Below are 24,971 nucleotides of genomic sequence, written 5' to 3'. Positions count from 1 at the left end.
TTCCATGCGTTTTTTTATAACAGATGATGATTGTGCCATACGTTCAAACTTAAGCCAAATTATAGAGAACGAAGATTTAGGAGAAGTCGTGGAGGAAGCCGAGGATGGAATTCTATTAGAAGGGCATATTTTGAATTTAAAACAAATTGATATATTATTTATTGATTTATTAATGCCCATCCGGGATGGCATTGAGACACTTCGTCATATAAAAAGTACATTTAACGGGAAAATAATAATGATTTCGCAGGTTGAATCAAAGGAGCTGATTGGTGAGGCATACTCACTTGGAATCGATTATTATATTACTAAACCAATCAATCGTATTGAAATATTAACAGTCATCCGAAAAGTTATGGAACGTATTCATTTAGAAAGATCGATCACAAATATCCAAGCCTCTTTAAATAGTGTATTAAATTTTGAACAGCCCAAAGTTGATAAATCCAATAATTTTCATGAAAAAAGTATAAGGGAGGTGGGTGAATTTCTTTTATCGGAATTAGGGATCGTGGGAGAAAATGGTGCAAAAGATCTAATGGAAATGCTTCAATATTTATTTATGTATGAACGGACTTTTACTTTTGGAAAGCATTTCCCGACCCTTAAAGATATCTTTGTAGAAATCACCAAAAAAAAGCTCGGCACATCAGCTTTACAGGTTGATATCAACCGGGAAATAAAAGCTGCCGAACAGCGAATACGAAGAACGATTAACCATTCGTTAAATCATTTTGCTTCGCTCGGTTTAACGGATTTTTCAAATCCGAAGTTTGAAAATTACGCTTCTAAATTTTTTGATTTCACTGTCGTTCGCCAAAAGATGAAAGAACTGCAAAATGATTCAACAATAGTTCTTACCCCTACCCGGGTAAATACAAAAAAGTTTATTCAAGTATTTTATTTCGAAGCGAAACGATTGAATCCTGATGAAATAATTAGATATAGATGATCAATGATTAAAACAAAAAACTACAGAAGCATTAAAAAAACATAAAATCCCCTGAAAGATTTCAAGGGATTTTAGCATGTTCTTATTTTTTCAACAATAAATACATGAAATAAGGAGCACCGATCAATGCAACCATGATACCTGCAGGAATCCCCTCGGGTTCAACTATATTACGGCCTATCGTATCGGCAAGCAACAATAGCCATCCACCGATTAAAATGGCGACCGGAATGAATAGTTGATTTCGAGGTCCTACCAAAGATTTTGCTATATGCGGGGCCATGAGACCAATGAATGCAATTCCGCCTGTAACAGAAACGGCAGCCGCGGCCAGTGCTACAGCAGTGATTAGCAATACGATCCGCTCCTTTTCAATCGATACACCCACCCCAATTGCGACCGGTTCACTTAAACCAAGCAGGTTCAAACGATTTGCTTTATATAAAGTGAATGGAATGAGGATGATTAACCATGGAAGAACTGCCCAAATGAAAGGCCAATCCGTGCCCCATATATTTCCCGCTAACCATTTTGCGATGAAATCGACTTTTGCTCGTTCCGCTGATGAGATGAGGACAATCATCAGACCTGAAAGCGCCATTGAAAAACCAACGCCGATCAATACTAACCGAACGGGTTCAAGGCCCCCCTCTCTCTTGAATGAGAGGATATATATTAAACAGGCCGTCAATAACGCACCGATAAAACCGACAAGCGGAATCATATAAACAAACGAACCAGCGTCAATCGGGAAAAACAGAAAGAAAGCGGCAATGGCAACACCAGCTCCTGAGTTGATACCGATGATTCCGGGATCGGCTAAATCATTGCGTGTGATTCCTTGTAGAATGGCTCCCGACAGTGCAAGGGCCATGCCTGCTAAAAGGGTAATGATGATTCGTGGTAATCGGACGGAAAATAATATGAATTCCTCTTTAAACGTCCCTTGCCCGAAAAGCGTGGGAATCAGCCGCCCTATTGAAAGATTCGAATATCCTAAACATGTCCCGATAATGATGGTAATGATGATGAGTACGGTTAAGGCACCGATTAGCCATCGCTGTTTTTTGACTAAAGCTGACTGGATCATGAAAATGCTTTCCCTCCTTTACGGACGATTAGGAGGAAGAAAGGTAAACCTATCATCGCAACAACCGCTACCACAGGTGTTTCATATGGAGAATTGATCGTCCGGCCGATCGTATCGGCCAAAAGCATGAAAGTGGCTCCTAAAATTGCGGACATGGGCAGGATGAATCGATAATCCGTACCTACGACAGCCCGAACAATATGGGGGACCATTAACCCGATGAATACCATATTTCCAACAAGCGCAACGGCAGCTCCTGCCAGAAGAATGATGACTACGAAGAGAACAGCCTTTATTTGTGTTGTCTTTTGACCTAATCCTACCGCCACTTCTTCACTTAAGCTAAGTATGGTGAGCTGTCTGGAAAAGATAAGGGAGATCAGGATGCCTATTAAAATGAACGGGACGATTACACGAAGCTGACCCCATGATGTTCCGATATTCCCGCCTGCAGTCCACATCGATACATCTTTTGATACTTTGAAATAAATGCCGACCCCTTGCGAAACGGCAAATAGGAATGCAGAGACTGCAGCACCAGCCAATACGATCCGTAAAGGAGAAAAACCACCCTTCTTCATCGCAGCAATGCCAAAAACCATGGTTGCCCCCACAGCGGCACCTATAAAACACGCAGTCATAATCCCTAAGTTATTAGCTGCTGGAATAAATGCCAAAGTAATGGCCAGACCTGCATTGGCTCCTGCCGTCAACCCAAGCAGCCCCGGATCGGCAAGTGGATTCCTGGTCATTCCCTGCATGATGGCACCAGAAACGGCAAGTGCTGCACCAACAAAGATTGCCCCAACTTCACGAGGGAATCGGATTTCCCGAATGATTGAAATCTTTTCACCAGTAGCATCTGATGTCAGAGCTTGCCAGACATCTTTTACAGTAACATCCGCCGCACCAAATGCCATTGAAATAATGAACATGGCTATGAATAGAGCGATCCCTATGATCAGTTTATATATAAATGGGATGAAACGTTGATTTTCATTAGTCATCTGTCTCTCTCATCTCTTTTTTATAGAATAAAAGGAGAGGAATTGGAATCCCTCTCCCTCGCTGTATTATTTTCCAAGAAAACTTTTGGAAAAGAAGTCTAATTGGTATTCTAATGTTATTGGATCATTGAAGTAGAATTTTTTTGCATCAGCTTCATATAGTTGATTGTTTTTAACGGCAGGTATGTTTTTAAACGTATCTGTTTGTTGGAATGAATTGTCCTGATCTTTGTTATTGCTCAAAATCACATAATCACCGGCATAGTCTTTCAGGACTTCTAATGATAAGGCAAAGTAACCATCTTTCAATGCCGTTTCTTTTACCTTTTCAGGCATGCCCAATTTCATTTCTTGATAAAGGATTTCCGTTCCACGGCCCCAATTATCGCCGTATACATAGAACTGTTTGTCAAACTTTTCGAAAACGGAAACGGTAGCATCTTCTCCAATTTTAGCCTTAATTTCATCACCGGTTGTTTTTGCCCGTTTTTTGAAATCATCCACCCAAGCTTGGGCTTCTTTTTCTTTATTCAAAAGTTTACCAATTTCTACATGTTGTGTTAAATAGTCCACTTTTCCGTATGTATACGTTACAGTTGGAGCAATTTCCTTTAATTTATCGACATTTTTAATCGTTGATAAACCAATGATTAAATCCGGATCCAACTCGATGATTTTTTCCAGGTTTTCGTCCGTCACTTCCTCGACATCTTTTAACTCTTTAAAGTTCGGGTTCATTTTAGACCACGAATCAACCCCTACAAGGTTAACATCCAATGCCATTACGTTACCTGCGAAAGAAGATAGTACTAAAACACGCTGAGGATCTGCCGGAACTTCAACAGGACCATTTTCAGATTGATATGTGATTGTACCTGATTTTTCCTTTTTTGAAGCGGTGCTTTTTTCTTTTTCGGTTGACTCGTTACCACAAGCACTAATAATTAACACTAACAGCAGTATAAACGGGATCATTATCTTTTTCATTTGTTGTCAAATCTCCTTTTAATAAATTGTATGTGCTGCACATTGGTTTGTTCGTTCGTTGATCTCGTCCGATAACCGCATCAATATGAAATACTTCCTTAAGCACTTTATGTGTGATGACTTCTTCACAATTTCCCGCTTTGACTATTTCCCCGTCCTTTAAGGCAATGATATAGTCGGCAAAGCGAGCAGCCTGGTTTAAATCATGAAGAACCATGACGATGGTACGTCCCTGTTCTACATTCAGCCTCTGTAATAATTCCAGAACCTCCAGCTGATGCGCCATATCCAAATAGGTGGTCGGCTCATCAAGGAAGATGATTTCCGTTTCTTGGGCAAGGGCCATGGCAATCCAAACACGCTGGCGCTGACCTCCTGAAAGAGCATCCACCGGACGGAACTTGAAGTCTTTCGTGCCGGTCACTTCAAGTGCCCAATCAATCACATCATAGTCTTTTTGGGTCAGGCGCCCAAAACCTTTTTGATAGGGAAAGCGTCCATATGATACGAGCTCCCCAACTGTCAATCCGCTTGCACTCTCGGGTGTCTGCGGAAGAATGGCCATTTTTCTTGCAAGGATCTTAGTGCTTTCCTTTGAGATATTCACCCCATCTAAAACAACCGTACCTGATTGATTCGGAATAATCCTGGTGATCGCTTTCAAAAGTGTCGATTTCCCACATCCATTTGAACCGATGATCGTTGTGATTTTTTTATCTGGAATTTCCACACTGAGATCTTTTACAATTAAACGTTCACCATAACCAATATTTAAATTCTCTGTATATAGGCGAACCATTTTTCAACCTCCATTTACTGAAAAATAGGCAAGTAAAAACTCAAATGAAAATGATTATCATTATCCATTACTTAATTACTATAATTCTATATAAATAGATTGTCAATAGTAATTTCATGGGTATATAAGAAGAAATTCTGCCAAGGTTTCTTGAGCCTACCCGTATTTACCAACTGACAAAAGAAAACAGTAAAAATCCCGGAAACATTTCCGGGATCTTTACTGTTTGGCTCATACTCAGGACTTTGAAAAATGTCCCAGATGGGAAAGGCAAGAATATTCCTAATAGGCCATTTTCATCAATCAATGTTTCTTAAATCCTTGTTTCTCAACGTAATCTTTCATATACAACCTGCTTTTCTTTCCAAGCATTCCAGCCATTTGCTCAGTCCAGGTGTCTTTTCGCTTACCTTTAGTACGACGCTCGTAATAACTGGAAATCGTTTCATTATACTCTTCAAGTTGTCCGATGAACTCCTGCTTATCCTCCTGATATCCATTTTCATGATAGATATTGGACAGCGGCAAACGCGGCTTTTTATCCGAACGGTTTTTCGGATATCCGACCACTAGAGCGAATAATGGTATAACGCGATGCGGTATATTCAAAATCGCTGACACTTCCGGGAGATTATTGCGGATCCCGCCTATATAACAAATGCCAAGATCCATCGATTCTGCTGCCAATGCTGCATTTTGAGCCGCAAGAGCAGCGTCAATACAGGCAACCATGAATTTCTCGGTACTTTCAATCGATTCAGACAGGTCCGTGTTTTCCATGTCGGAAACCATATCCTGACGATATAAATCGGCGCAAAAGACGAATAGATGTCCATTCTTCTCTACATAAGATTGTGGTCCGGCAAGTTCAGCAAGTTTGGCTTTCTTTTCCGGATCGGTCACCCCTATGATTGAATACGCTTGAATATAGCTTGAAGTCGAAGCAGCTTGGGCACACTCCACAATCGTATTGATTTGCTCCTCAGACAATAGCTTGTCCTCAAAAGAACGAATGGAACGGTGATCTAAAATCTTCTCAATAATATTATTCAATGCTCCCACCCCTAAAGAATATGTAAAGTAAAGTATCCATCATCGGGGCTGGAATATCCCCGATGACAGTATGGCATTGATGAAACTCAACCTTTCGTTTTCAAATCCAATTCACGGTAATTTTGCTGTCTCAGTGCTTCATAAACCAAGATGGCAGCCGTGTTCGACAGATTTAGGGAACGTACCTTATCCGTCATTGGAATCCGCAGGCACCGATTCATATTTTCTTGGATCAGCTCTTTCGGGAGACCCGTGGTTTCACGGCCAAAAATGAAGTATATCTCACTGTCTTGATCACTGTAATCGAAGCTGGAATGCGGCTGCTCTCCAAATTTCGTTAAGTAATAAAATTCACCTCCGGCATTTCTTTCATAAAACTCTTCTAACGAATCATAATAATGGATCTTTACATTTTCCCAGTAATCGAGCCCGGCACGTTTGAGCTGTTTGTCATCCGTTGAGAAACCGAGCGGGCGAATGAGATGTAAAGATGTATCCGTCCCTGCACACGTTCTTGCGATATTACCTGTATTTGCTGGAATCTGTGGTTGATATAAAACTACATGTATTGACACTTCATTTTCACCTCTAGTTTGAACTTCACCTTAATTATAGCATTAAACAAAAAAGACTAAAAACCAATCACCTTCCATCCAAGATCACAAAGAATTTATAAACGATGTTCGGTGTATACCTGGTTGAATCCTCATACGTCCAATACCGGTGACGGCTGTTCATCGTATGTGCATTCACAAGCGGCACCCCGTCCTGATCCTTCGCCGTTACGATCAAGTTATGATCAAACCGTCCGTCCCCTTCGAAATCTATGCAGAGGATATCACCCAAATTCAGTTCCTTGGCCGACTCCACCTGCTTTGTCCTGATGGCATTCCCTGCTCTGAGCAGATGATATAAAGAATGGGCCGTCGTCCATGTGTAACTCCAGCTTTTCCCTCTTATCCACCAGCCCTTACTTTTGTTTGGCGCCCCCCACATCGGTATTCCTCCCGCATGTAAACATTGTGAAATGTAATTCGTACAATCATCAGTGAATTTATGATAAGCCGGATTGAATTCGTTCCACCAACGCTCGGCATATTGGACGGCCTTCATTCGATCATACTTATATGCGAGACGCTCTGCGCCTGGATCACATTTTGGCGGTGCCTCTTCGATTTCAAAGCTGGGAATCAGCTCACGTTCATCCACTATATACCCATTTCGAAACCGGGCCTCCCTTTCTTCCATTTCTTCTTCTATATAAAAGGAATCCTCCTGTTTCAATAAATATTGCAGGTGCACATGATATGTCAGGACTGTATCACTGTCTTCCTTCCTCTTCGAATGAACCTTGCCTGCCGCATTCACCCGAACAATTTCCGCAGTGCGGTTCCTCATCAATTCCTTTTTCAGATGTAACTTCCTTTCACTCCGTTCCAGATCATCGGAAGTATAAAACTCCACTCTTTCTTGTAAGAGGCGTTGCAATTGTTCCCTCAAGTTCATGCCCTCCTTCTTACCATCTATGCTAATGTGTATGTATGAGGGCATGACAAAAACACAACTTCATAAAAAGTGGGGGGTTCACTCAAGAAATTACTATAATGGTTTTCTTGAAGGCACCGGAATATTTAAATCAAAAAAAGCGCCCCGTTAATATTTAACGGAGCGGCTACATCTTATATATCATTTTGTTTCCAAGGTAAACTGAAGCCCTTTCTCAATTTCCGCCAGTACCTCTTCATCCGTTTCCTTCATTCGTGCTTCTTCCAGAATGGAAACGGCCTTCTCCCGGCCGATTTTTCCAACTGCCCAGGCCGCCGTTCCCCGTATGACAGGCCGCGGATCATCCTTCATCACCTGTATCAATTGGGGCAATGCCGTTTCATCTTTGAAGTGGGCCAATGCTAAAATGGCATTTCGTTGGATTGGCTTTTTTCCGCGCCAAGAGCCAGATACATGGCCGTATGTCTCTTTAAATTCACGATTTGAAATCGTAAGCAGTGGTTTCAACAGCGGTTTTGCAAGCTCAGGGTCGGGTTCCATCTCTTCATGAAAATGAAAATCCATTCCTTTGTTTTTCGGACAAACGGTCTGGCATGTATCGCACCCATACAAACGATTGCCTATTTTTGTCCTGAACTCATCAGGAAGGAAACCTTTTGTCTGTGTTAAAAACGCAATGCAACGCTTGGAATTTAGCTGTCCACCCTGAACGAGCGCACCAGTCGGGCAAACATCAACACATTTATTGCATGTCCCGCATTGATCTTCCATCGGTTGATCCGGTTCAAATGGCAGGTTGGTAACCATGTCGCCCAAGTATACATAAGACCCGAATTCCGGAGTGATGATCATACTATTTTTCGCACTCCAGCCAATTCCTGCACGCTCAGCCACTGCCCTATCTGATAATTCGCCTGTATCAACCATGGACTTCGTCACTGCCCCGGGCACTTTATCTTTAATGAAATCTTCAAGTAACTGCAATTTACTACGAAGAACGGTATGATAATCCGTTCCCCAAGAAGCCCGGCAAAAGATCCCGCGGCGCTCACTTTTTGTACTTTGCGGAGCATCCTTCAATTTCGAAGGATAAGCAAGCGCAATCGAAATGATGGATTGCGGTTTATCGAATATCAATTCAGGCATGACCCTTTTTTCTATATCGGCTTCTTCAAACCCTGACTGATAATCCAGTTCCTGTTGACGTATCAGCCGGCCTTTCAATTCGGTAAAGGCCGTGGCTGACGTAAAGCCGATTTTATCGATGCCGATTTCCTTACTATATAAAATCACTTCTTGCTTGAATGTGTTCATATCCATATTAATCACCCACGTTCATTCAGTATTCCCATTGAAGCTTGAATCCATTTCAAACCATTGCTATCTATGATAAACTAATTGCAATCATTTTTGGAGGTGAAACGCTTGGAAATTACCGTATCAGCTAATCTTAGCAGTAAAATCCCTCAATTCAAAGTTGGGATCATTACATATGAAAACATCGAAGTAGGTCCCTCCCCGCAAATGGTGAAAGGAAGACTTCAACTATTTCAGGAAGCTCTTTTCTTCGACCTTGAGGAAAAGGAATTGACCGACTTTTCCGGCATTAAAGTGTGGCGGGAGATTTTCAAAGCTACAGGCACAAACCCGTCACGGTATCGCCCCTCCGCGGAAGCCCTTTACCGCCGCGTAAAAAAACAGAATTACTTGACACCCATCCATTCGGCCATCGATTTGAATAACTTCTTCTCGCTGTTATATGAAGTTCCGATCGGCATTTATGATGCGGAAAAATTATCAGGGGACATCTCGATTAAGATTGGCGAGGGGTCAGATGGTTATGACGGTTTGAACGGCCGCTTGAATTCCATGGAAAATATGATTACATCAGCCGATCATGAGGGCGCATTCGGAAGCCCTTACGTTGATTCAGAACGCACAAAAGTCACAGAAGAAACGAAAAAAGCCATCCAAATCATTTATTTACAACCCAATACTCCAATCACGGAAGCACATCAGCTAACGAAATCCTTGATGGACATGTTCCTTGAAATCCACGGTGGCGAAGGAACTTACTCGATTGTCGAAGGATAAAAAAATCAAACGGAAATAAACCCTTTCCACAATCGGAAGGGGTCTTTTCATGATTTTATTCCGTAATGCTGAATAGCTTTGATTGACGCTTTTTTTCGGTATAAAATACATGGCAGCCATCGTAGCAATTAGTATTATTATACCTTGGGATACGAATAACCATCATGATGATTCCCATTCACTCAAAAACGGAAAGGGGCATTAAGGCTTCCTGCTGAAGAAGACTAAAATGGCGGAGTCGACAGCAAAAAAGCAAACACCTTTTCAAATTGATTCTACTAATGTAGGGAATCACTTTTGAACAAGATGAACATGGCATTTGGACAATAAAAAAATCCCACTGTAAACAGTAGAATTCTTGTAAAATATTTAAACGCAAAGCTTCGTTCTCCAGGTAACGAAACCCTACGTTATGAGTATGTATTGGAGCGGGTGAAGGGAATCGAACCCTCATCATCAGCTTGGAAGGCTGAGGTTTTACCACTAAACTACACCCGCATATCCTTGTAGAACTTTGTCGAATCACCAACAAAATTAATTATATAGTTTAATGTGAAAAAATGCAATAGTTCTTTTAAAAAAATTTAATAATTAATGTATTGTTACGTTAATATATTCATTCACTCTAGTAAAGATGTTAAAAAGTCCCCTGATTCAGAGAACTTTTTCATCATATCTGATGATTTAAGACCAAATGACTTCCATTAAACGCGGATAAACCTGCTGTGCCGTTTCAAGTAGCATGATTAACTTCCTGAACGCCAGATCCGGTACGATATCCCCCTCAATGGAGTATGAATAACGAATGGAAATGGTCCCATTTTCTTCATAGAGCTTGGAATACCTAAAATTACCATTATATTCATTCAACAGTGTATGTACATCCTGTTTCTTTTCAGGATTCTTCAACTCGGCGACATTAAAGCAAAATAAGTCCGCCACATTTTCATCTTGATTGAAAGCAAATACTAAAAGGACCTTCCACCCGTCCTTTAACTTTTGCTCAGCTCTAAAGAAGGTGGTGCCATCTTCATTCAACTCATTCATATAGATTTTCTCACTAGTTAAAAAATCACGAAATTTAGCAACGTTTGACATGGTTCATCACCTTTCTGTTTGTAAGTACATTTTATAATGAAATCCGGCATTTTTACAGACTTTTCTATAATTCTTCCAGTTTCATCCTATTAACAGAGGCGAAGAAATCATTTATTAAATGAATGGGAGTCTGAACTCCCCTATTAGAATCAATAGATGGATTAGCCAGCTGCTCCTCCGCAAAACCGAAGCGCTTCTTGAAGGTCCAAAATTTCCTGGCGGATTTTTGAATATCCTTCAATTTCGGGCACTTCTTTATTAGTATGTGATCTACCTTTATCTGCCGCTATCGCCATGGTTTCGAAAACATACAGCAGCTGAGCGAGCTTTCTCTCTGATAGTACTGGCCGTTCAGAGGATTTTAAGCTGGCATTCAGATAATAGCCCATCTGTTCTATCGAAAATATTACGGGCCAAAGAGATTCCAGTCTAGCCTTGTTTTTGAATATCTCACCAAGGGATGCATTGTAGACCGATAATAGATTCACCATATTTGTTTGCATTTTATTCCTTTCGCTGCTTTCATCAATTGCAAGGTCATTATCTTTTTCAGAGAACGCCATCAATAATAACTGCCCCTGGCTTCGAATCGTTTTGGCTATCAAATGATTGAGAAGACTGGATGCCGAACGACTTCCGAGCAACAGCGACCCAATAAGACCTATCAAGCTTCCAACGACGATATCGGTTATCCTTACAGTCGCAAAAAAACTGAAATCATAGCTTTGAGATGAATATTCCGCCATGATCAATGCTGAAGGGGTAAAAAACATCGCCGCCAATCCATAATTCCGAACGATGAAAAGCTCTGTAATGAATGTTAAACATAAAATGATCAGAACGATGATGAACTCGTTATGAACGGCTGCTAGAATTAAACTTGCTAGCAGGAGTCCGATAACTGTCCCGAAAGTCCTTTGGACCGCCCGATGCAATGTGGCAATGATGGTCGAACCCGACATAACGGCCGCACAGGATAAGGGAATCCAGTACGAACGATTAAAATCGGCGGAATAGGCGATGATGGCAGCAATCGTAAGGATTGTTCCATATCGAACGGAAGAGAGGAAGACAATTGAATTCTTATCGAACGCCCCAAGAATAATGGTTTTTAAAGAAGGCTTTGAGATGGTTGCTGCTTGATAAATTTTCTGGACAGGTTCATTCATGATGGCATCTGCATTATAAATCTTCTTGAATAACTCTTCCACCTCTTCAGTCATTTGATCAGGTTGAAGGATCTTTTTTTTATTCTTTGTTTTAGATGCAATGGAACCGGCCAGGGCACGAACGGATTGACCTAATTCTGGCGGTAGTACGATATTTTTGTTCAAGGAAATTTCCAGTGCCTCCAAGAATATGGCATTCGCATGTTCATTCAATAAGAACAACCGCTTTAACTCATCTGAACTTCGCCTGTTTGAAAACCCGGCTAACAGTGTATCTTCAGCGTGTTTCATCGCCAATACCGTTCCCTGTCTTGCTTTATTGAATTTCTCGGTTCCCATGGAATCAAAAAATACTCCCAATTCTCTGTACACCTTTTCCACCGCAAGCGATTCTGGTCCATGAGGGTTGAAAAACCAGCCTAACATACAGATTATCCAAGATAGTGCCCCACCCATTAAAACGAGGCCCCCACGTAACGGGGCCAGACTTTGATCTACGGGCATACCTGTCGCAAGTGCAAAACTCAAGACGAAGAAAACCGCCGAAGGACCGGTAATCTTTAATGCACCAAATAGAAAAAAAACACTTGCCCCGATGATTCCCATCATTATGGCTGTTCCCAATTGGTATGGAGCCAAAAGCGTCCCTAAAACAACAGATAAAGCAAGACCCACCATCACGAAGAAAATCTTTTTTGCTCTTTGGTGATACGGCTGATTAAAAACGTATAAATAAGTGAAACCTCCTATCCCTGCCAGTAAACCGTAAGCTAAATTTCCGAATAATAAACCAATGAAAACAGGTAAGGCAGCAGCTATGCCTGCACTTAGTGCTTTTATCCAAGGAAATGGATTCTTTTTTATTTCAAAAGCCTGTTTAAATGTCGTATGTATCGCATCCAATTTCAGAGATTCGGAAGGGTGCTTACTTTCACTCATTTTCTATTTATCCTTTCATTAATGATTCTATTCACTCTGCAGTGAATGAGGTGACTTCTAATAATTAATATCCTTCATATGGATAAAAAGATACCAATAAAGGTAATGAAGGATTATCAGTTGGTAGACAAAAGGAGTTCTATCTAAATTTTACAACAAAGTAGATTGGAGCGGTTGTGCGAGACTCCTGCGGGAAAAGCTCGTGCCTGGAGGCAACGTTCAAATTGTACAAACCTTATAAAACTGTAGAGGAATTATATCTTATTATGAAAAGGAAAACGGCCTTTCCCCGATTGAATATCGAAAAAAGGCCGCTTTTATTATAAGCGGCTTAAAAATCACAACAAAGGACCTTCGTCAGCTTTATTTTCATAAATTTACAGTTGAGCGAATTCAGGTTCCGCAACTTTTACAAGCTGTTTACCCAGGTTCGTTCCTTTAAACAAACCTAAAAATGCATCAGGTGTGTTTTCGAACCCTTCAATAATCGTTTCTTCATACTTCAGCTTTCCTTCTTGAAGCCACTTACCTAAATCCGTCGCACCCTCTTGGAATCTAGCGGCATAATTTCCAACTGTGAAACCTTTCATAAGTGCACTCGTTTTGATCATAGCCGATTGCAGACGCGGTCCTAGATCTTTCCCTTCTGCATTATACGAGGAAATCGCTCCGCATAATGGAATTCGGGCATTCGCATTCAACAGTGTGAAAACAGCATCGGACACCTCGCCGCCCACATTATCGAAATAAACATCCACTCCATTGGGAACAGCATTAGCTAAATCTGTCGCAAAACTATCACTTTTATAATTTACGGCTCCATCAAATCCGAGCTCTTTCGTTAAGTACTCAAGTTTTTCATCTGAACCAGCGATGCCAACAACCTTCGCACCTTTAATCTTAGCAATTTGTCCGACTACTGAACCAACTGCTCCAGCCGCTCCTGAAACCACTACAGTTTCACCTTCTTGAGGTTTACCAATATCAAGCAAACCAAAGTAAGCAGTTAAACCGGTCATTCCAAGTATCCCTAAATGAGTTGTGACCGGAGCCACCTTGGGATCAATCACGCGGATTTCCTTTTCGGTGACAACTGTGTATTCTGCCCAGTCGATATTCCCAACAACGACATCCCCTTGTTTGAAAGAACTCGATTTGGACTCAACAACTTCAGCAACAACGCCACCCGTGATGACCTTATTCAATTCAAATGGAGCAATATATGATTTGGTATCTTGCATTCTGCCACGCATATAGGGATCAACAGATAAATATAGTGTACGTACTAAAATTTCATTATCGTTTGGTGTGGGAACTTCACTCTCAACAAAGTTAAAATCGCCTTTCGAAGGCATACCTTTTGGACGGTTTGCCAGGGTGATTATTTGTTGTTTGGTTTGTGTCATCATTGTTCCTCCTTGGTTTAGAATACGTAATTTCGAAAAGAAGCGTATCACTGATGAAGTTCATAGGTCAAAGAATATGATTGGCTATTGCTTCCATAACACTTTTTATGTAGCCTTTCCTGAAAATCCTAAACTTGCTACGACCTATTATGTCCCATGTTTTTCATTCATATAAAGGTCATCAGGAATTGGCTTTGTTACCTTCAATGTTCATTTTAAGAATAAATAATGTACGTGGACTTCTACCATATACGGTTTGCTTCCCAGGAAAATTTAACGGCCTTCCCCGTTTGGATACCGGAAAAGGCCGCAGCTTGAAATAACTATTTTTTCTGTCTGCTTGGCAAATGTTCAAGCTCAGCAGCTACTTTTTTTCTTCTTTATACCCGATTTAAAACGTCAGCCTGGACAGTTTGTACGGTTGAGACTATGTGCGCCCTTAAAAAAACTTTGCAAGCATATGTGAACTTGGTTTAATGAATAATCTACATCAATTTTGAAATAAACATCGTTGCAATTCCAAAGTAAATAAGTAACGAAAGTATATCATTTAATGTTGTAATTAGCGGACCAGAAGCAACTGCAGGGTCGATGTTGAATTTATATAATATCAAAGGAATAATGGTCCCAGCTAATGTCCCGATAATTAGGGTCATTACTAACGAACTTCCAACCACTAATCCCAGAATGGGATTTCCCTGCCAAACATAAGCTATGATGGAAATTAATATTCCACAGGTAAAACCTATTATCAATCCAACTTTCAGTTCCCGTATAATAAGTCTAGTTACGACACCTTTATCCGTATCACTAGTGATTAGGCCTCTTACAACAACAGCTAAAGATTGAGTACCTGTATTTCCAGTCATCCCTGCGATCATCGGCATAAAGAAAGCAAGTGCAACAACTTTGGACAATGTTTCTTCAAAACCGCTTATTATAGTTCCGGACACTAATCCGATAAACAAAAGTAAAATAAGCCATGGTAGCCGACGATATGCGGCCACGTGCGCCTTCGTGTCAAAGTCTATAGCTTTACCGGAAGCCGATAATTTTTCAATATCTTCATTCGCTTCCTTAATGACAACATCAATAATATCATCGACGGTCACAATTCCTAATAACTCATTATTTTTTTCAACTACAGGAATTGCTAAAAAATCATATCTCTCAATAACACGAGCTACCTCTTCTTGGTCTTCATAAGCAGATACGGAGATAACCCGGCTATACATAATATCTTGAATTTTTTCAGATTCATCATTTATTATTAAATCCCGATATGACACAACACCTACTAATTTTTTATCATTATCTATTACATAAAGATAGTTGATCGTTTCCGAAAACTCCGCAAAGATTTTCAGCTTTTCAACAGATTCACGAACCGTATAGTGTTGGGGTATCCATACAAAACGGTTTGTCATTATTCGCCCGGCCGTTTCAGGTGGATAATTCATGATATTTTGAACGATTTTTGATTCTTCTTGTTTCATGCCTGAAAGAAGTTCTTCAATTTTTCCAGGGGATAGGTCCTCTAACAATGAAGCTAGGTCATCATTATCCATTAGATCCATTACATGGCCGGATTTCTCTATTCCTAATTTACTAAGGATTTTCAATTGATGTACTTTTTCAACTTCTTGAATCAGTTCAGCGATTTGTTCTGAATCAAGTAATAACAAGAAGCGTGTATGGTGTTTTTCTGGCAGCCCCTCAAAAATTCGCGCAATGTCATATGGTTGGAGTTCTTCTAATATTGCTTGAAATTCTTTCTTTTTTCCTTCTTTTAAAACTTTTATGATTTGTAAAGTTATCTGATCTTCCGTCAGGATTTTTATCATTTCGTCACTCACTCCTTTTTAGGGGAGCCCAAAAATATTTCCCTTAAATATTAAGAGTAAAAAAATATTAATATTCCCCTTCCAAAATCTTTGTGTTCATTCAATTATCATTAAGCTTCGAATATATCGTCGTGAATAGTTCCCCACTATCCTCACCTCCAGGAAAAAAATAAAAACACCTCCATTACAAATGAAGGTGTTAAATACGGTTTATATGCGTACATTGTCTGAATGACAAATACAAACAGTCGTATATGACTGAATGACAAATACAAGCATAAATCCAGTTCCTCCATTCGTAGAGCTTTAGCACTGTGTGGCATAGGACAAAGCCAGCTACATTAAAAACCACCTTATGTCGATGGTTTCTGTTGACCCATTGGCGTCTTTCGACATTTTTGGGCAGTAGCGTATCTCCTACACAGGAGCCTCACCTAACGAGGATATTTAATTTACAAATCCACTCTAAAAGAGTTTCTTTTAGATGTCAATGTTTGATTCAAATAATTCTAATTTTGAACTAATATCCCACCTTTAATAGAGTACCATGAGAACCACACGCACTTAAGCGCTCCCGATTAAGACGGGCTGATTGAATGTCTCTTCGAAATTTTTTAAAAAACGTCCCTCTTCACAGCCGCAATTGCCACCATATTTAAAAGGATATACCGGAAAAATAAACACTACATTAAGGGAAAATATTGGAATTATATATTAATACTTACTTATAATGAAAACGGATATGAATGACTGAACCAAAGAAACACGTTACCTAATAAAAAATATCTTTTTATCTCTAATAATTAAAGAAAGGAAATGGCTCAAATGAAAAGACCTTTGGGGATTATATGTATTATCATAAGTGCTTTTGTATTAATGGTAGGTTGCAGAACCAAGGACACGGTACAGGTGGAAGAAAAATCGAAGGAAGTGAGCTCGTTGAAAGCTATTGAAGGCAGGTGGGAGGGAGATATTAAGATTCCAAATCAACCGCTTCCAATCATTGTTCATTTTACGAAGAAAGATGGAACGATAAGCATTCCTGTACAAGGGTTGAACGAATTCCCCTTAAGAAGTGTAAAGTTAAGTAAATCAGACTTGTTTTTTGATATGGAAATCCAAAATCAGAAAATAACGTTTGATGGGAAAGTAGATCAGGAAAGGATTTCAGGAACATTTGTTCAAAATGGGCAAGCGTTCCCCTTTGAATTGCTTAAGAAATCCGATCAGGCAGTTGAAGATAAAGAATCAGGTGAAATCGTGCAGGCCGACTTAAAGAACGGAACCATTAAAGGCCTTTTAGAAACACCAAAAAATGAAGGGTCTTTTCCTGTGATGATTATAATTGCTGGTTCTGGTCCGACCGATAAGGATGGTAACACCATTGCAAATCCCGGGAAAAATAATAGTTTGAAAATGTTAGCCAAGAGTCTTGCTGAAAAAGGTATCGCAAGCATTAGGTATGATAAGCGCGGAATTGGTGAAAATATGCAATTGGCAGGAAATGAAAAGGACCTGAGATTTGAACAATATATTGATGATGCAGCTGCTTGGGTTCAATTTGCCAAAAAGGATGGCCGTTTTTCCAAAGTCGGCATCATCGGCCATAGTGAAGGATCTTTAATTGGAATGGCAGCTGCAAAGAAAACAGAAACAGACATATTCATTTCATTAGCGGGTGCAGGCGAACCTATTGACCAAGTACTCATTAAACAGCTTGAAGAGCAACTGACACCGACGTTATTAACGGAATCCAAAGATATACTGGCAAAGCTAAAACAAGGAAAACAAGTCGAGACTGTCAGTGCTGATTTGCAAAGTTTATTCCGTCCTTCTGTTCAACCTTACATGATTTCTTGGATTCAATATAACCCGATTAAATCAGTAAAGGAACTGAATATCCCTGTTCTAATCGTAAACGGCAATAGAGACATTCAAGTGCCGGCAACTAACGCAAAAGCGTTACATAAGGAAAAAAGTGATTCTGAATTACTTATACTCGAAAAGATGAATCATGTATTGAAAGAAGCCCCTGCAGATCGAAAGGGAAATTTAGCAACCTATACAGATCCTGAGCTACCATTATCCCCTGGATTGGTGAATGGAATTATTGAATTTATAAACAAATATAACATCACCAGTAATGACAATCATAAAAATGACAATTGAGAATTGTGTCTCCCCGGAGTTCGCAAAGCCCCCAATCGAATGATCCTCGATCCTCCGGTATTATGGTAAATAAGGAGATTAAAAATGAAGATTACGTCCTTAAAATCACCAATTAATTGGAATGAAAATAACTATGAAGAAATGTTCAATTTGTTACCTAAACAAAAGCAATTACTATGTAGAAGTTAAATATAAAAAACAAAAGGCAGAATAATTCTGCCTTTTGTTTTTTATATTTTCTCCAAGATACTTTGTCCCACTTTTAAATTATAAGCTAATAATCTTTTTTGAAAGAGAAGAAAAAAGCAGCAACCAGAAAAGCTCCCTCATTTCGAATTAATGGTACAAGTGCTAGTAACTGTGGAGCAAATATTCGACTGGTCCTTCATAAAGTACATACCAAAATCAGTTTTTGTCATTCCAAAAATCGGTCGGAAAATATATTCTATCGAGGTAATTGTCGGAAATATTGTCCACTTAAAATGGCCCTCCTTCATTTACATGACGATATTCACCAGTTTGGAATTGGTGATCTACTTTTTTTCAACAAAATCTTACTTTCAAAAAAACAATGGTAGGTAATCTAACAAAGAGGAAGATTTTGTATAAAATCATTAGTATAATTGATGAAATTACATAAGAAAGGAAAGATCACTATGAAGATGTTTATACATGCTTTAAAAAAGAATACCACATGTATCCTTGAAATCATTTATCTGTATATACTGTTCTTTTTTTCAGAGCTACAAACTACTACTTCAAGCTTATTAAAAATAAAGTAACGATTTATGTAATTTAAACCTCTTAAATGAACTTATGCTAAAAGATCCTCTAGTTTCAACATTCCCTAACGATTATTTTATTTTATCTCCATAATCAGAACTTTCAATAGTGAAAACAGCCCTTTTGAACGCTTTGTCTGTGTAAGATCCCTAAACGAAATGAAAATTCTCTTTACTGATTCCAGTTCGATAAGCTTGGAGGTCTGACAGCGTTTTAAGAATTTGACTCAGCACCTGTGACTCTATTCTAACCAACCTGATTTGAAATGCAGTTGAGCCCCTTTTTTCAACGGGTCATGATAATTTTTCACCATCCTTACTGAGCTATCGCTTACTGGCCGTGAGATGCAGTGTGGAGAAACGTTTCCACACTGCATCTCACGATTCATGTTTTGTTCTTGTTGTACGTCAAAATATTTTTTTCATATGCTTATAAAGGCAATTTTCGGTTTTTATTTTTGAAATAATGGTTGAATATCAATTGAAAAAAGATGTTCCTTTCAAGTGAAAAACATAAGTTCACCAAAAAGGGACAAACTGTATTTGAAAAAAGAAAGGAGATGTGAGACATGACAAAAAAATTTAATAAAGGAAGCCGTAATCAAAATTCACCGCAATTACACGGACAAGCTCCTGTTAGTGGGGACAACAGTAAAGGGAATAAAAGAAATAAAGATCAAAGTTCTAATACAGAGTAATTAAATGAAACAAACCGGTCATATTCAGACCGGTTTGTTTCATTTGTAGCCAAAAAGTCCAATTCATTATCTGCGTATCCGAACTGTAAATAGAGTCCTGCAAAACTGCCCCCAGAAAAGAGGTCATTCGTTTTTCATTATCATATCGTAAGTGAAATGATTAATCATGTTGAGTTAGCTATTTGATTCTTTTGGTATTGGAAACTTGTGCCCTTCCGTTGTCGTCTCCAAATTATCGGTACCTTGATGATTATAATTAATGTTTTTTGTCATCAGGCTTACCACCACCAAGACTACGATATTGACAAATAGGGCGATAATTCCTACATTCAGGTCTTTAATTGCTTGAGGAAGATAAGGAAATAGTTGACTGATTTTTATGTTCCCCAGTTCCATAATAGAGACTAGCACTCCTCCTGTTATTATCCCGGCAAATGCTCCATGTTTGGTTACAAAATTCTTTCTCATCAAACTTGCGAAAAAGGCAGGAGCAAGTTGTGTAATGAAATTATAGGCGACTAAAGCGAGACTAAAGAGCGAATTTCCACCTTTAAAGGTCAAGTAAATCCCTACGAGAGAAATTAGGGGAACCAAGTATTTTACCAGTTTTGCAATCTGATTTTCCGTTGCTGATGGAGTGAATACGCTATATACATTTTTTGCAAGCAATGTTGATATTGACATCAACAGCATGGAACTTGGCACTAAAGCGGCTAACACGCCAGTTCCACCAATTAAGCCCACAAACCATGGATCAAAATCCTGTTTAGAAAGCTGCAGCAAGATTTGATCGGCTTCGCCGCCTTTTAATCCAGGCATCTGTAAGATAGCTGCAAATCCAACAAAAAAGGCAAACAATAAAATCAATTGGTACAGTGGCATTAGGATTGCGTTTTTCCGTAAAGCTTTTTCACTAGAGGCAGCATATATGGGAGAAAAACCGTGCGGCCACATATAAAATCCAATAGAGCTCAATATAACAGTGGATATATACCACGAAATGCTCATTCCCTGATCTGGAAGTATGGTATAGTTCGGCTTTGCATTTTCAATTGCCTCATACATAGGTTGAAGACCGCCATAATAATGAAGAGGGAAATAAACTCCTAAAAATACGACAATGCCAAGAATCAGAATATCCTTCAAAATAGCTGTCCTGGCAGAGCCGTGAATACCGGAAACCATTACAAAAATGGTTACACCAATTGCTCCGACCCAAATGGCAGCTGTAGAAGAAATAGCCCCATAGGATGTTGCTGAAACGATATATCCTAACCCCTTCAATTGCAGCACTAAGTAGCAAGTACAAGCTACAACACCTATAACCGCAACAAGCACACCAAGATAAGGACTTTGATATTTTTTTACAAAAAAATCAGATTGGGAAACTAATTGGTGTTTCTTTGCATACCTCCAGATAGCAGGGAATGTCCAATAGGAGATCACTGTAGCCAGGCAGCCATATGATACGATACTAAAGATGGAACCCCCTTCCCCATAAGCAGATCCACTTGCACCCAAAAAGGTAAAGGTAGTATACATTTCACCAGCGGACAAGAGGAAAATCAATAGGGTCCCCATTCCGCGTCCTCCAACCGACCATTGTTCCAAGTTCATTTCTTTCCCTTTTTTAGCCTGGATACCGATCAAAACAGAAATGACGAAAAAAAACAGGATAAAAAAAACGGCAATATTCATCTTGAATCTCCCTTCTGATTAGCAGGATCCAGTAGATAGATAATCCCCATAATACCTGTGGTCAGCACAGACCAGAGTACAATCCAAAAATGAAAAAATGGCATTCCCAGAACATAGGGAGTCACTTTATTTGTAAACAAAGCGCCTACTATAAAGCCAAGAAAAGGGATAACTCCGAGCCAATATATTTTTTTCATCCTCTTAACCCCCTAGTATGTTAGATTTAACATTTTCAAAGTCCCATGAACAAATAACTTCACCCCATATTGTAAAGCCTGTTCATCGAAAGTGAATTTTGGATGATGGTGAGGATGAATAATCCCTTTTTCTTCATTACGAGCGCCTATTACTATATAAGATCCCGGAACCACTTTTTGAAAAGCAGAGAAGTCTTCACTTCCCATAATCGGCTTTAAAATCTCTCGACTTTCTTCACCAAATACTTCACAAACAGTTTCGTCCATCAATCGGGTAACTTCTTCATCATTATTGGTAGGAGCATAACCAAACAGATAATCGAATTCATAAGTGGCTCCATGCGCTTCCGTAATTCCTTTTACTATGCGCTCGATAAAATTCGGGATTTCTTCCCGTAGTTCTGGATTGAAGCTTCGAACCGATCCACCAATACTTACACTACTTGGGATGACATTAATCGCACTTCCCGCATGGAACTGGGTCACCGAAATCACAAGGGCTTCCTGGGCATCCCGATACCTCGAAACAATATGCTGGAGATTCGATACAACCTGTGTTCCAATTGCTATGGGATCGACGGTAAGTTCAGGCTGTGAGGCGTGCCCCCCTTTCCCCACAACGGTAATGTTAAAAGTATCCGCTCCAGCCATCACCGCACCGTAGCCCAAACCAATTTTCCCTAAAGGAAGAGTCGACAAGAGATGGGATCCAATAATCATATCCACTCCATCAAGCACACCGGCTTTCACCATTTCTTGAGCTCCACCGGGCGGCAGTTCCTCAGCATGTTGAAATAAAAAGCGCACCTCCCCTTTCACTTGATCCTTTAGCTGTGTAAGAATTTTTGCTGTGCCAAGCAGCATCGCCGTATGCCCATCATGTCCGCAAGCATGCATAACTCCAGAATTCTGTGACACAAAGTCAAAATCATTCTCTTCTTCAATTGGAAGCGCATCCATATCTGCCCGCAATGCAATAACCTTCCCAGGCTGCTGACCGATCAAACGAGCCATAATACTCGTCTTTGTCGGACGTGAAATTTCCAATTCACCAAAAGTTTGCAGCGTTTCATAAACAAATTGTGCTGTTTTTTCCTCCTGAAAAGAAAGCTCCGGATACTTATGTAAATATCTTCTCCAAGCAACCACTTCATCTTTAACAGCCTCGATTAAATCATGAATCATTATCGTTTGAGACATCCACTACAACCCCTTTTTCAATCAATTTACATAACAGCCCTTAATTTAGGATAGTTTAAGGAAAAAATTCCTTAAATAGAGTATAATCTCCCTCGGTTTTTATTTCAATATTTTTTGAAAATTCCAAACTGTTTTTTTGCACTAAAAAAGCACCCAAATTATGGGTGCTTTTAATTTATAATAATTGATAAATTTTACTCGGTCTTCCACGGGTGGCGTTAGCCTCTTCACCAACGCATTGTGCCAAATCAACTTCGCACATATCCGCAACAATACGCCGTACATTACGCTCTGTCATTTCAAGATGTGTCGCTAAATCCTTTGTAGTAAAATCACTCCAGCCCATTCTTTGAACTAGAGCCGATATCTTCTTATAGGTTTTAACACTGATATTTCCGTTTTTCAACTTTTCTATAAGGGGTTTATTGTGGGTACGGGTATCATATTGCAGTTCCTTTTTTTTGCCTGGTGATTCGATAATTTTGCCATCATCTTGAATAATCACAATTTCTCGCTTCTTCATCTCTTTTGAATGTTGAATAGCACGAAAAGCATTGATTTCCGCCGAATAGGCAGTCTCGCCGAAGCCAATTCCAACGGCAACGGTTGTATCAGCTTCAAACGCCAATTTTTGGATGGTATCTTCGAGCGTAATGATTTCTCGTTCAATTGCGCCGCGAGAACTAAAAATCATGTACCTCCCATTCCCTTTATCTGAAAAGGAACCATTTATTTTTTCTCCAAGTTGAATCAACATTTCTTTTAGCCGAAGTTCCAAGTACTGTAAATGATAAGGAGTTTTCATTTCCTCTGCCACTTTGTCAAAGTATTCGACTTCAATGATCTCCACTCCGATTTGTGTATCCTTAAAGTAGGAAGTCTTTACTTTTTCAGAAAGAATTCGAAGCGTTTGCCGCACTTCCATCTTACTCATCGACATACGGTAGGCTGGAATGCCATACTCCCTTAAAGCTTCACACACGGACGGAAAACAAGAAAAAGCACCTTCTGTCTTTCCCGTATTCCATAAATCTAAGTGAAAATGTATCAATTCATCCGTATCAACCTCTGTCTCAAACACTTTCGTATAAATCTTTTTGGTTTTTATATTCAACTGTGACAAAGCTTCTTCGCTAATATTATTTGAGGACATAGTATCGATACTTAGATGCTCAATGATTTTCCCTTGTTCGTAGATTAACTCTAAAAAGGATTTATAAAAACCTGATTCCGTAGCAGGAACATGAACCATTATTTTATCAGTACCTAGTGTTTTTCCCGCAATTTCATAGGGAAGTGGACCAGAAAAGAGCCATGCATGTACGTGAGAATTATATTCTTTTACAATACTCCCTACCTCTTCTGTCTTTACATAGGGCAAAGAGATGAACTCCAACTCATGTTTATATTCTTCTGCCAAGATTAATATTTGTTCAATAGAAGTTTTTAGACCGACTAGTCCGATTTTATACATCCAGTAATCGACTTCCTTTATCATCTATATATTTAATTGTTCCTTGTACAATATCCTGGTTTAACGTAAGTCATATTATCAGAATGCTAATTCTTCTGCTGTCTAACTTTTGCTCAATTTGTATTAGGGACTATTTATTTAGTTTGATTTGTTACTTTTGATCATAACAGCAGCAAAAAGAAAAGAATGATAGAAATGATATATAAAGCTGTATACACCTCAACATCAACCCTTTAGTACCATTTTATCATGCGGCATGAAGGAAAAACACATTGTATACCTTATTCAAATGATACATAACCACTTTTCCACCTAATTTGAATTTCATCACATATCATCCATTTTTATGATAAAACGATACTGATTGAAAATTTTTAGGTGAAATACTTATTTTTGGAAAACTCATGTTGTAAACTATCGGGGGGGGGGATTGTGTTTGAGAAACCTTTGTCTTTTGAAAATAACGAAGAGGGGTTTTGTAGATTACTAAACTGGATCAAGGAGCTAAAACACATGAATAGACACAACGATAGTCGGAATGGAACCTTCCGGTCATTATTGGGTGAACCTTTCAAAGTGGCAATTCAAACAAAAGATTGATGTAGTCACGGTCAATCCTCACCATGCAAAAGAAACAAAGAAAATCGTGATAATACGCAATCCAAAAGTAATAAAAAAATATGCCCTTGTCATCCCTGATGTAGTGAAGAATGGCTACTATACCTTCGTTCGTTCCATTTCAGAATCATTAGAAAAAACTTCGTGTCCTTATAGCTTACCGAGATGTGATCGTTAAGTGTCTTGTAAGA

The 24,971-nt window shown here is 39.3% G+C and carries 21 protein-coding genes, 1 tRNA gene and 1 riboswitch; of the genes, 5 read left to right on the top strand and 17 right to left on the bottom strand.

The annotated features are described in order from the left end of the window. The first annotated feature begins 4 nt into the window (after positions 1–4). A complete protein-coding gene (locus tag NYE63_RS04965) occupies positions 5–952 on the top strand; it encodes a response regulator (protein ID WP_342604302.1) in 948 nt (315 codons plus the stop codon). Positions 953–1,034: 82 nt separating this feature from the next. On the opposite strand, the gene NYE63_RS04960 is transcribed toward NYE63_RS04965, so the two are convergent. The 8 genes from NYE63_RS04960 to queG form a co-directional block, all read right to left on the bottom strand. Continuing rightward, positions 1,035–2,042, bottom strand: a complete 1,008-nt coding sequence (locus tag NYE63_RS04960; RefSeq protein WP_342604301.1) for an iron ABC transporter permease — start codon at positions 2,040–2,042, stop codon at positions 1,035–1,037. After that, a complete protein-coding gene (locus NYE63_RS04955) occupies positions 2,039–3,049 on the bottom strand; it encodes an iron ABC transporter permease (protein ID WP_342604300.1) in 1,011 nt (336 codons plus the stop codon). The genes NYE63_RS04960 and NYE63_RS04955 overlap by 4 nt, the downstream gene beginning before the upstream one ends. A 66-nt stretch (positions 3,050–3,115) precedes the next feature. Then, positions 3,116–4,036, bottom strand: coding sequence for an iron-hydroxamate ABC transporter substrate-binding protein (locus tag NYE63_RS04950; protein ID WP_342604299.1), 921 nt, complete (start codon positions 4,034–4,036; stop codon positions 3,116–3,118). After that, the gene (locus NYE63_RS04945; protein ID WP_342604298.1) at positions 3,987–4,835 is read right to left on the bottom strand and encodes an ABC transporter ATP-binding protein; all 849 of its coding nucleotides are present in this window, start codon (positions 4,833–4,835) and stop codon (positions 3,987–3,989) included. Before NYE63_RS04945 ends, NYE63_RS04950 begins: the two co-directional genes overlap by 50 nt. A 303-nt stretch (positions 4,836–5,138) precedes the next feature. Further along, positions 5,139–5,888 (bottom strand): oxygen-insensitive NADPH nitroreductase, encoded by a 750-nt coding sequence (gene nfsA / locus NYE63_RS04940; RefSeq protein ID WP_342604297.1) that lies wholly within the window; start codon positions 5,886–5,888, stop codon positions 5,139–5,141. A gap of 86 nt (positions 5,889–5,974) precedes the next feature. Then, complete coding sequence (gene trmL, locus NYE63_RS04935) at positions 5,975–6,463, bottom strand: tRNA (uridine(34)/cytosine(34)/5-carboxymethylaminomethyluridine(34)-2'-O)-methyltransferase TrmL (RefSeq protein ID WP_342604296.1); 489 nt, start codon at positions 6,461–6,463, stop codon at positions 5,975–5,977. A gap of 67 nt (positions 6,464–6,530) precedes the next feature. Further along, a complete protein-coding gene (locus NYE63_RS04930; protein WP_342604295.1) occupies positions 6,531–7,388 on the bottom strand; it encodes an amidase domain-containing protein in 858 nt (285 codons plus the stop codon). Between the two features lie 186 nt (positions 7,389–7,574). Continuing rightward, on the bottom strand, positions 7,575–8,714 hold the full coding sequence (gene queG / locus NYE63_RS04925; protein WP_342604294.1) for a tRNA epoxyqueuosine(34) reductase QueG: 1,140 nt from the start codon (positions 8,712–8,714) through the stop codon (positions 7,575–7,577). A 105-nt stretch (positions 8,715–8,819) separates the two neighbouring features. Here queG and NYE63_RS04920 point away from each other — a divergent pair, with 105 nt between their 5' ends. Next, positions 8,820–9,488, top strand: coding sequence for a phenylalanine--tRNA ligase beta subunit-related protein (locus NYE63_RS04920; RefSeq protein WP_342604293.1), 669 nt, complete (start codon positions 8,820–8,822; stop codon positions 9,486–9,488). A 424-nt stretch (positions 9,489–9,912) separates the two neighbouring features. On the opposite strand, the gene NYE63_RS04915 is transcribed toward NYE63_RS04920, so the two are convergent. The 5 genes from NYE63_RS04915 to mgtE form a co-directional block, all read right to left on the bottom strand. Beyond that, positions 9,913–9,986, bottom strand: a tRNA-Gly gene (locus NYE63_RS04915). Positions 9,987–10,172: 186 nt separating this feature from the next. Beyond that, entirely contained in the window at positions 10,173–10,586 is a 414-nt protein-coding gene (locus tag NYE63_RS04910) for a YbjN domain-containing protein (RefSeq protein ID WP_342604292.1), read from the bottom strand. A 161-nt stretch (positions 10,587–10,747) separates the two neighbouring features. Continuing rightward, positions 10,748–12,694, bottom strand: a complete 1,947-nt coding sequence (locus NYE63_RS04905; RefSeq protein WP_342604291.1) for an FUSC family protein — start codon at positions 12,692–12,694, stop codon at positions 10,748–10,750. 377 nt (positions 12,695–13,071) lie between these two features. Further along, entirely contained in the window at positions 13,072–14,100 is a 1,029-nt protein-coding gene (locus NYE63_RS04900; protein WP_342604290.1) for an NADP-dependent oxidoreductase, read from the bottom strand. A 485-nt stretch (positions 14,101–14,585) separates the two neighbouring features. Beyond that, on the bottom strand, positions 14,586–15,944 hold the full coding sequence (gene mgtE / locus NYE63_RS04895; RefSeq protein WP_342604289.1) for a magnesium transporter: 1,359 nt from the start codon (positions 15,942–15,944) through the stop codon (positions 14,586–14,588). A gap of 283 nt (positions 15,945–16,227) precedes the next feature. Further along, a riboswitch (M-box (ykoK) riboswitch) is annotated at positions 16,228–16,393 on the bottom strand. Positions 16,394–16,769: 376 nt separating this feature from the next. Between mgtE and NYE63_RS04890 the strand changes: the two genes are divergently transcribed. Together NYE63_RS04890 and NYE63_RS04885 are read left to right on the top strand one after the other, a co-directional pair. After that, positions 16,770–18,113 (top strand): alpha/beta hydrolase, encoded by a 1,344-nt coding sequence (locus tag NYE63_RS04890; protein WP_342604288.1) that lies wholly within the window; start codon positions 16,770–16,772, stop codon positions 18,111–18,113. A gap of 1,351 nt (positions 18,114–19,464) precedes the next feature. Next, entirely contained in the window at positions 19,465–19,593 is a 129-nt protein-coding gene (locus NYE63_RS04885) for a hypothetical protein (protein ID WP_342604287.1), read from the top strand. Positions 19,594–19,767: 174 nt separating this feature from the next. Here NYE63_RS04885 and NYE63_RS04880 read toward each other — a convergent pair whose 3' ends face one another. The 4 genes from NYE63_RS04880 to NYE63_RS04865 form a co-directional block, all read right to left on the bottom strand. Then, entirely contained in the window at positions 19,768–21,291 is a 1,524-nt protein-coding gene (locus tag NYE63_RS04880) for a sodium:solute symporter (protein ID WP_342604286.1), read from the bottom strand. Further along, positions 21,288–21,488: a DUF3311 domain-containing protein gene (locus tag NYE63_RS04875; protein ID WP_133352138.1), complete on the bottom strand. Its 201-nt coding sequence runs from the start codon at positions 21,486–21,488 to the stop codon at positions 21,288–21,290. Before NYE63_RS04875 ends, NYE63_RS04880 begins: the two co-directional genes overlap by 4 nt. A 12-nt stretch (positions 21,489–21,500) precedes the next feature. Next, positions 21,501–22,688, bottom strand: a complete 1,188-nt coding sequence (locus NYE63_RS04870; RefSeq protein WP_342604285.1) for a M20 family metallopeptidase — start codon at positions 22,686–22,688, stop codon at positions 21,501–21,503. Between the two features lie 175 nt (positions 22,689–22,863). Beyond that, entirely contained in the window at positions 22,864–24,162 is a 1,299-nt protein-coding gene (locus NYE63_RS04865; protein ID WP_342604284.1) for a hypothetical protein, read from the bottom strand. 538 nt (positions 24,163–24,700) lie between these two features. On the opposite strand from NYE63_RS04865, the gene NYE63_RS04860 reads away from it, so the two are divergent. Beyond that, on the top strand, positions 24,701–24,958 hold the full coding sequence (locus NYE63_RS04860; protein ID WP_342604283.1) for a hypothetical protein: 258 nt from the start codon (positions 24,701–24,703) through the stop codon (positions 24,956–24,958). The last annotated feature ends 13 nt before the right edge of the window (positions 24,959–24,971 follow it).

Origin of the sequence: Peribacillus sp. FSL E2-0159 (genome assembly GCF_038643155.1) — a bacterium.
Taxonomy (GTDB): domain Bacteria; phylum Bacillota; class Bacilli; order Bacillales; family DSM-1321; genus Peribacillus; species Peribacillus simplex.
The sequence above is the reverse complement of the archived record's forward strand: the minus strand, read 5'-3'. Positions and strand labels throughout refer to the sequence as shown.

Bases quoted from the DNA above. Each gene is read 5' to 3' on its own strand.
- NYE63_RS04965 (WP_342604302.1), top strand. From the start codon at position 5: ATGCGTTTTTTTATAACAGATGATGATTGTGCCATACGTTCAAACTTA.
- NYE63_RS04960 (WP_342604301.1), bottom strand. From the start codon at position 2,042: ATGATCCAGTCAGCTTTAGTCAAAAAACAGCGATGGCTAATCGGTGCC.
- NYE63_RS04955 (WP_342604300.1), bottom strand. From the start codon at position 3,049: ATGACTAATGAAAATCAACGTTTCATCCCATTTATATATAAACTGATC.
- NYE63_RS04950 (WP_342604299.1), bottom strand. From the start codon at position 4,036: ATGAAAAAGATAATGATCCCGTTTATACTGCTGTTAGTGTTAATTATT.
- NYE63_RS04945 (WP_342604298.1), bottom strand. From the start codon at position 4,835: ATGGTTCGCCTATATACAGAGAATTTAAATATTGGTTATGGTGAACGT.
- queG (WP_342604294.1), bottom strand. From the start codon at position 8,714: ATGGATATGAACACATTCAAGCAAGAAGTGATTTTATATAGTAAGGAA.
- NYE63_RS04910 (WP_342604292.1), bottom strand. From the start codon at position 10,586: ATGTCAAACGTTGCTAAATTTCGTGATTTTTTAACTAGTGAGAAAATC.
- NYE63_RS04905 (WP_342604291.1), bottom strand. From the start codon at position 12,694: ATGAGTGAAAGTAAGCACCCTTCCGAATCTCTGAAATTGGATGCGATA.
- NYE63_RS04900 (WP_342604290.1), bottom strand. From the start codon at position 14,100: ATGACACAAACCAAACAACAAATAATCACCCTGGCAAACCGTCCAAAA.
- mgtE (WP_342604289.1), bottom strand. From the start codon at position 15,944: ATGATAAAAATCCTGACGGAAGATCAGATAACTTTACAAATCATAAAA.
- NYE63_RS04890 (WP_342604288.1), top strand. From the start codon at position 16,770: ATGAAAAGACCTTTGGGGATTATATGTATTATCATAAGTGCTTTTGTA.
- NYE63_RS04885 (WP_342604287.1), top strand. From the start codon at position 19,465: ATGACAAAAAAATTTAATAAAGGAAGCCGTAATCAAAATTCACCGCAA.
- NYE63_RS04880 (WP_342604286.1), bottom strand. From the start codon at position 21,291: ATGAATATTGCCGTTTTTTTTATCCTGTTTTTTTTCGTCATTTCTGTT.
- NYE63_RS04875 (WP_133352138.1), bottom strand. From the start codon at position 21,488: ATGAAAAAAATATATTGGCTCGGAGTTATCCCTTTTCTTGGCTTTATA.
- NYE63_RS04870 (WP_342604285.1), bottom strand. From the start codon at position 22,688: ATGTCTCAAACGATAATGATTCATGATTTAATCGAGGCTGTTAAAGAT.
- NYE63_RS04865 (WP_342604284.1), bottom strand. From the start codon at position 24,162: ATGTATAAAATCGGACTAGTCGGTCTAAAAACTTCTATTGAACAAATA.
- NYE63_RS04860 (WP_342604283.1), top strand. From the start codon at position 24,701: ATGGAACCTTCCGGTCATTATTGGGTGAACCTTTCAAAGTGGCAATTC.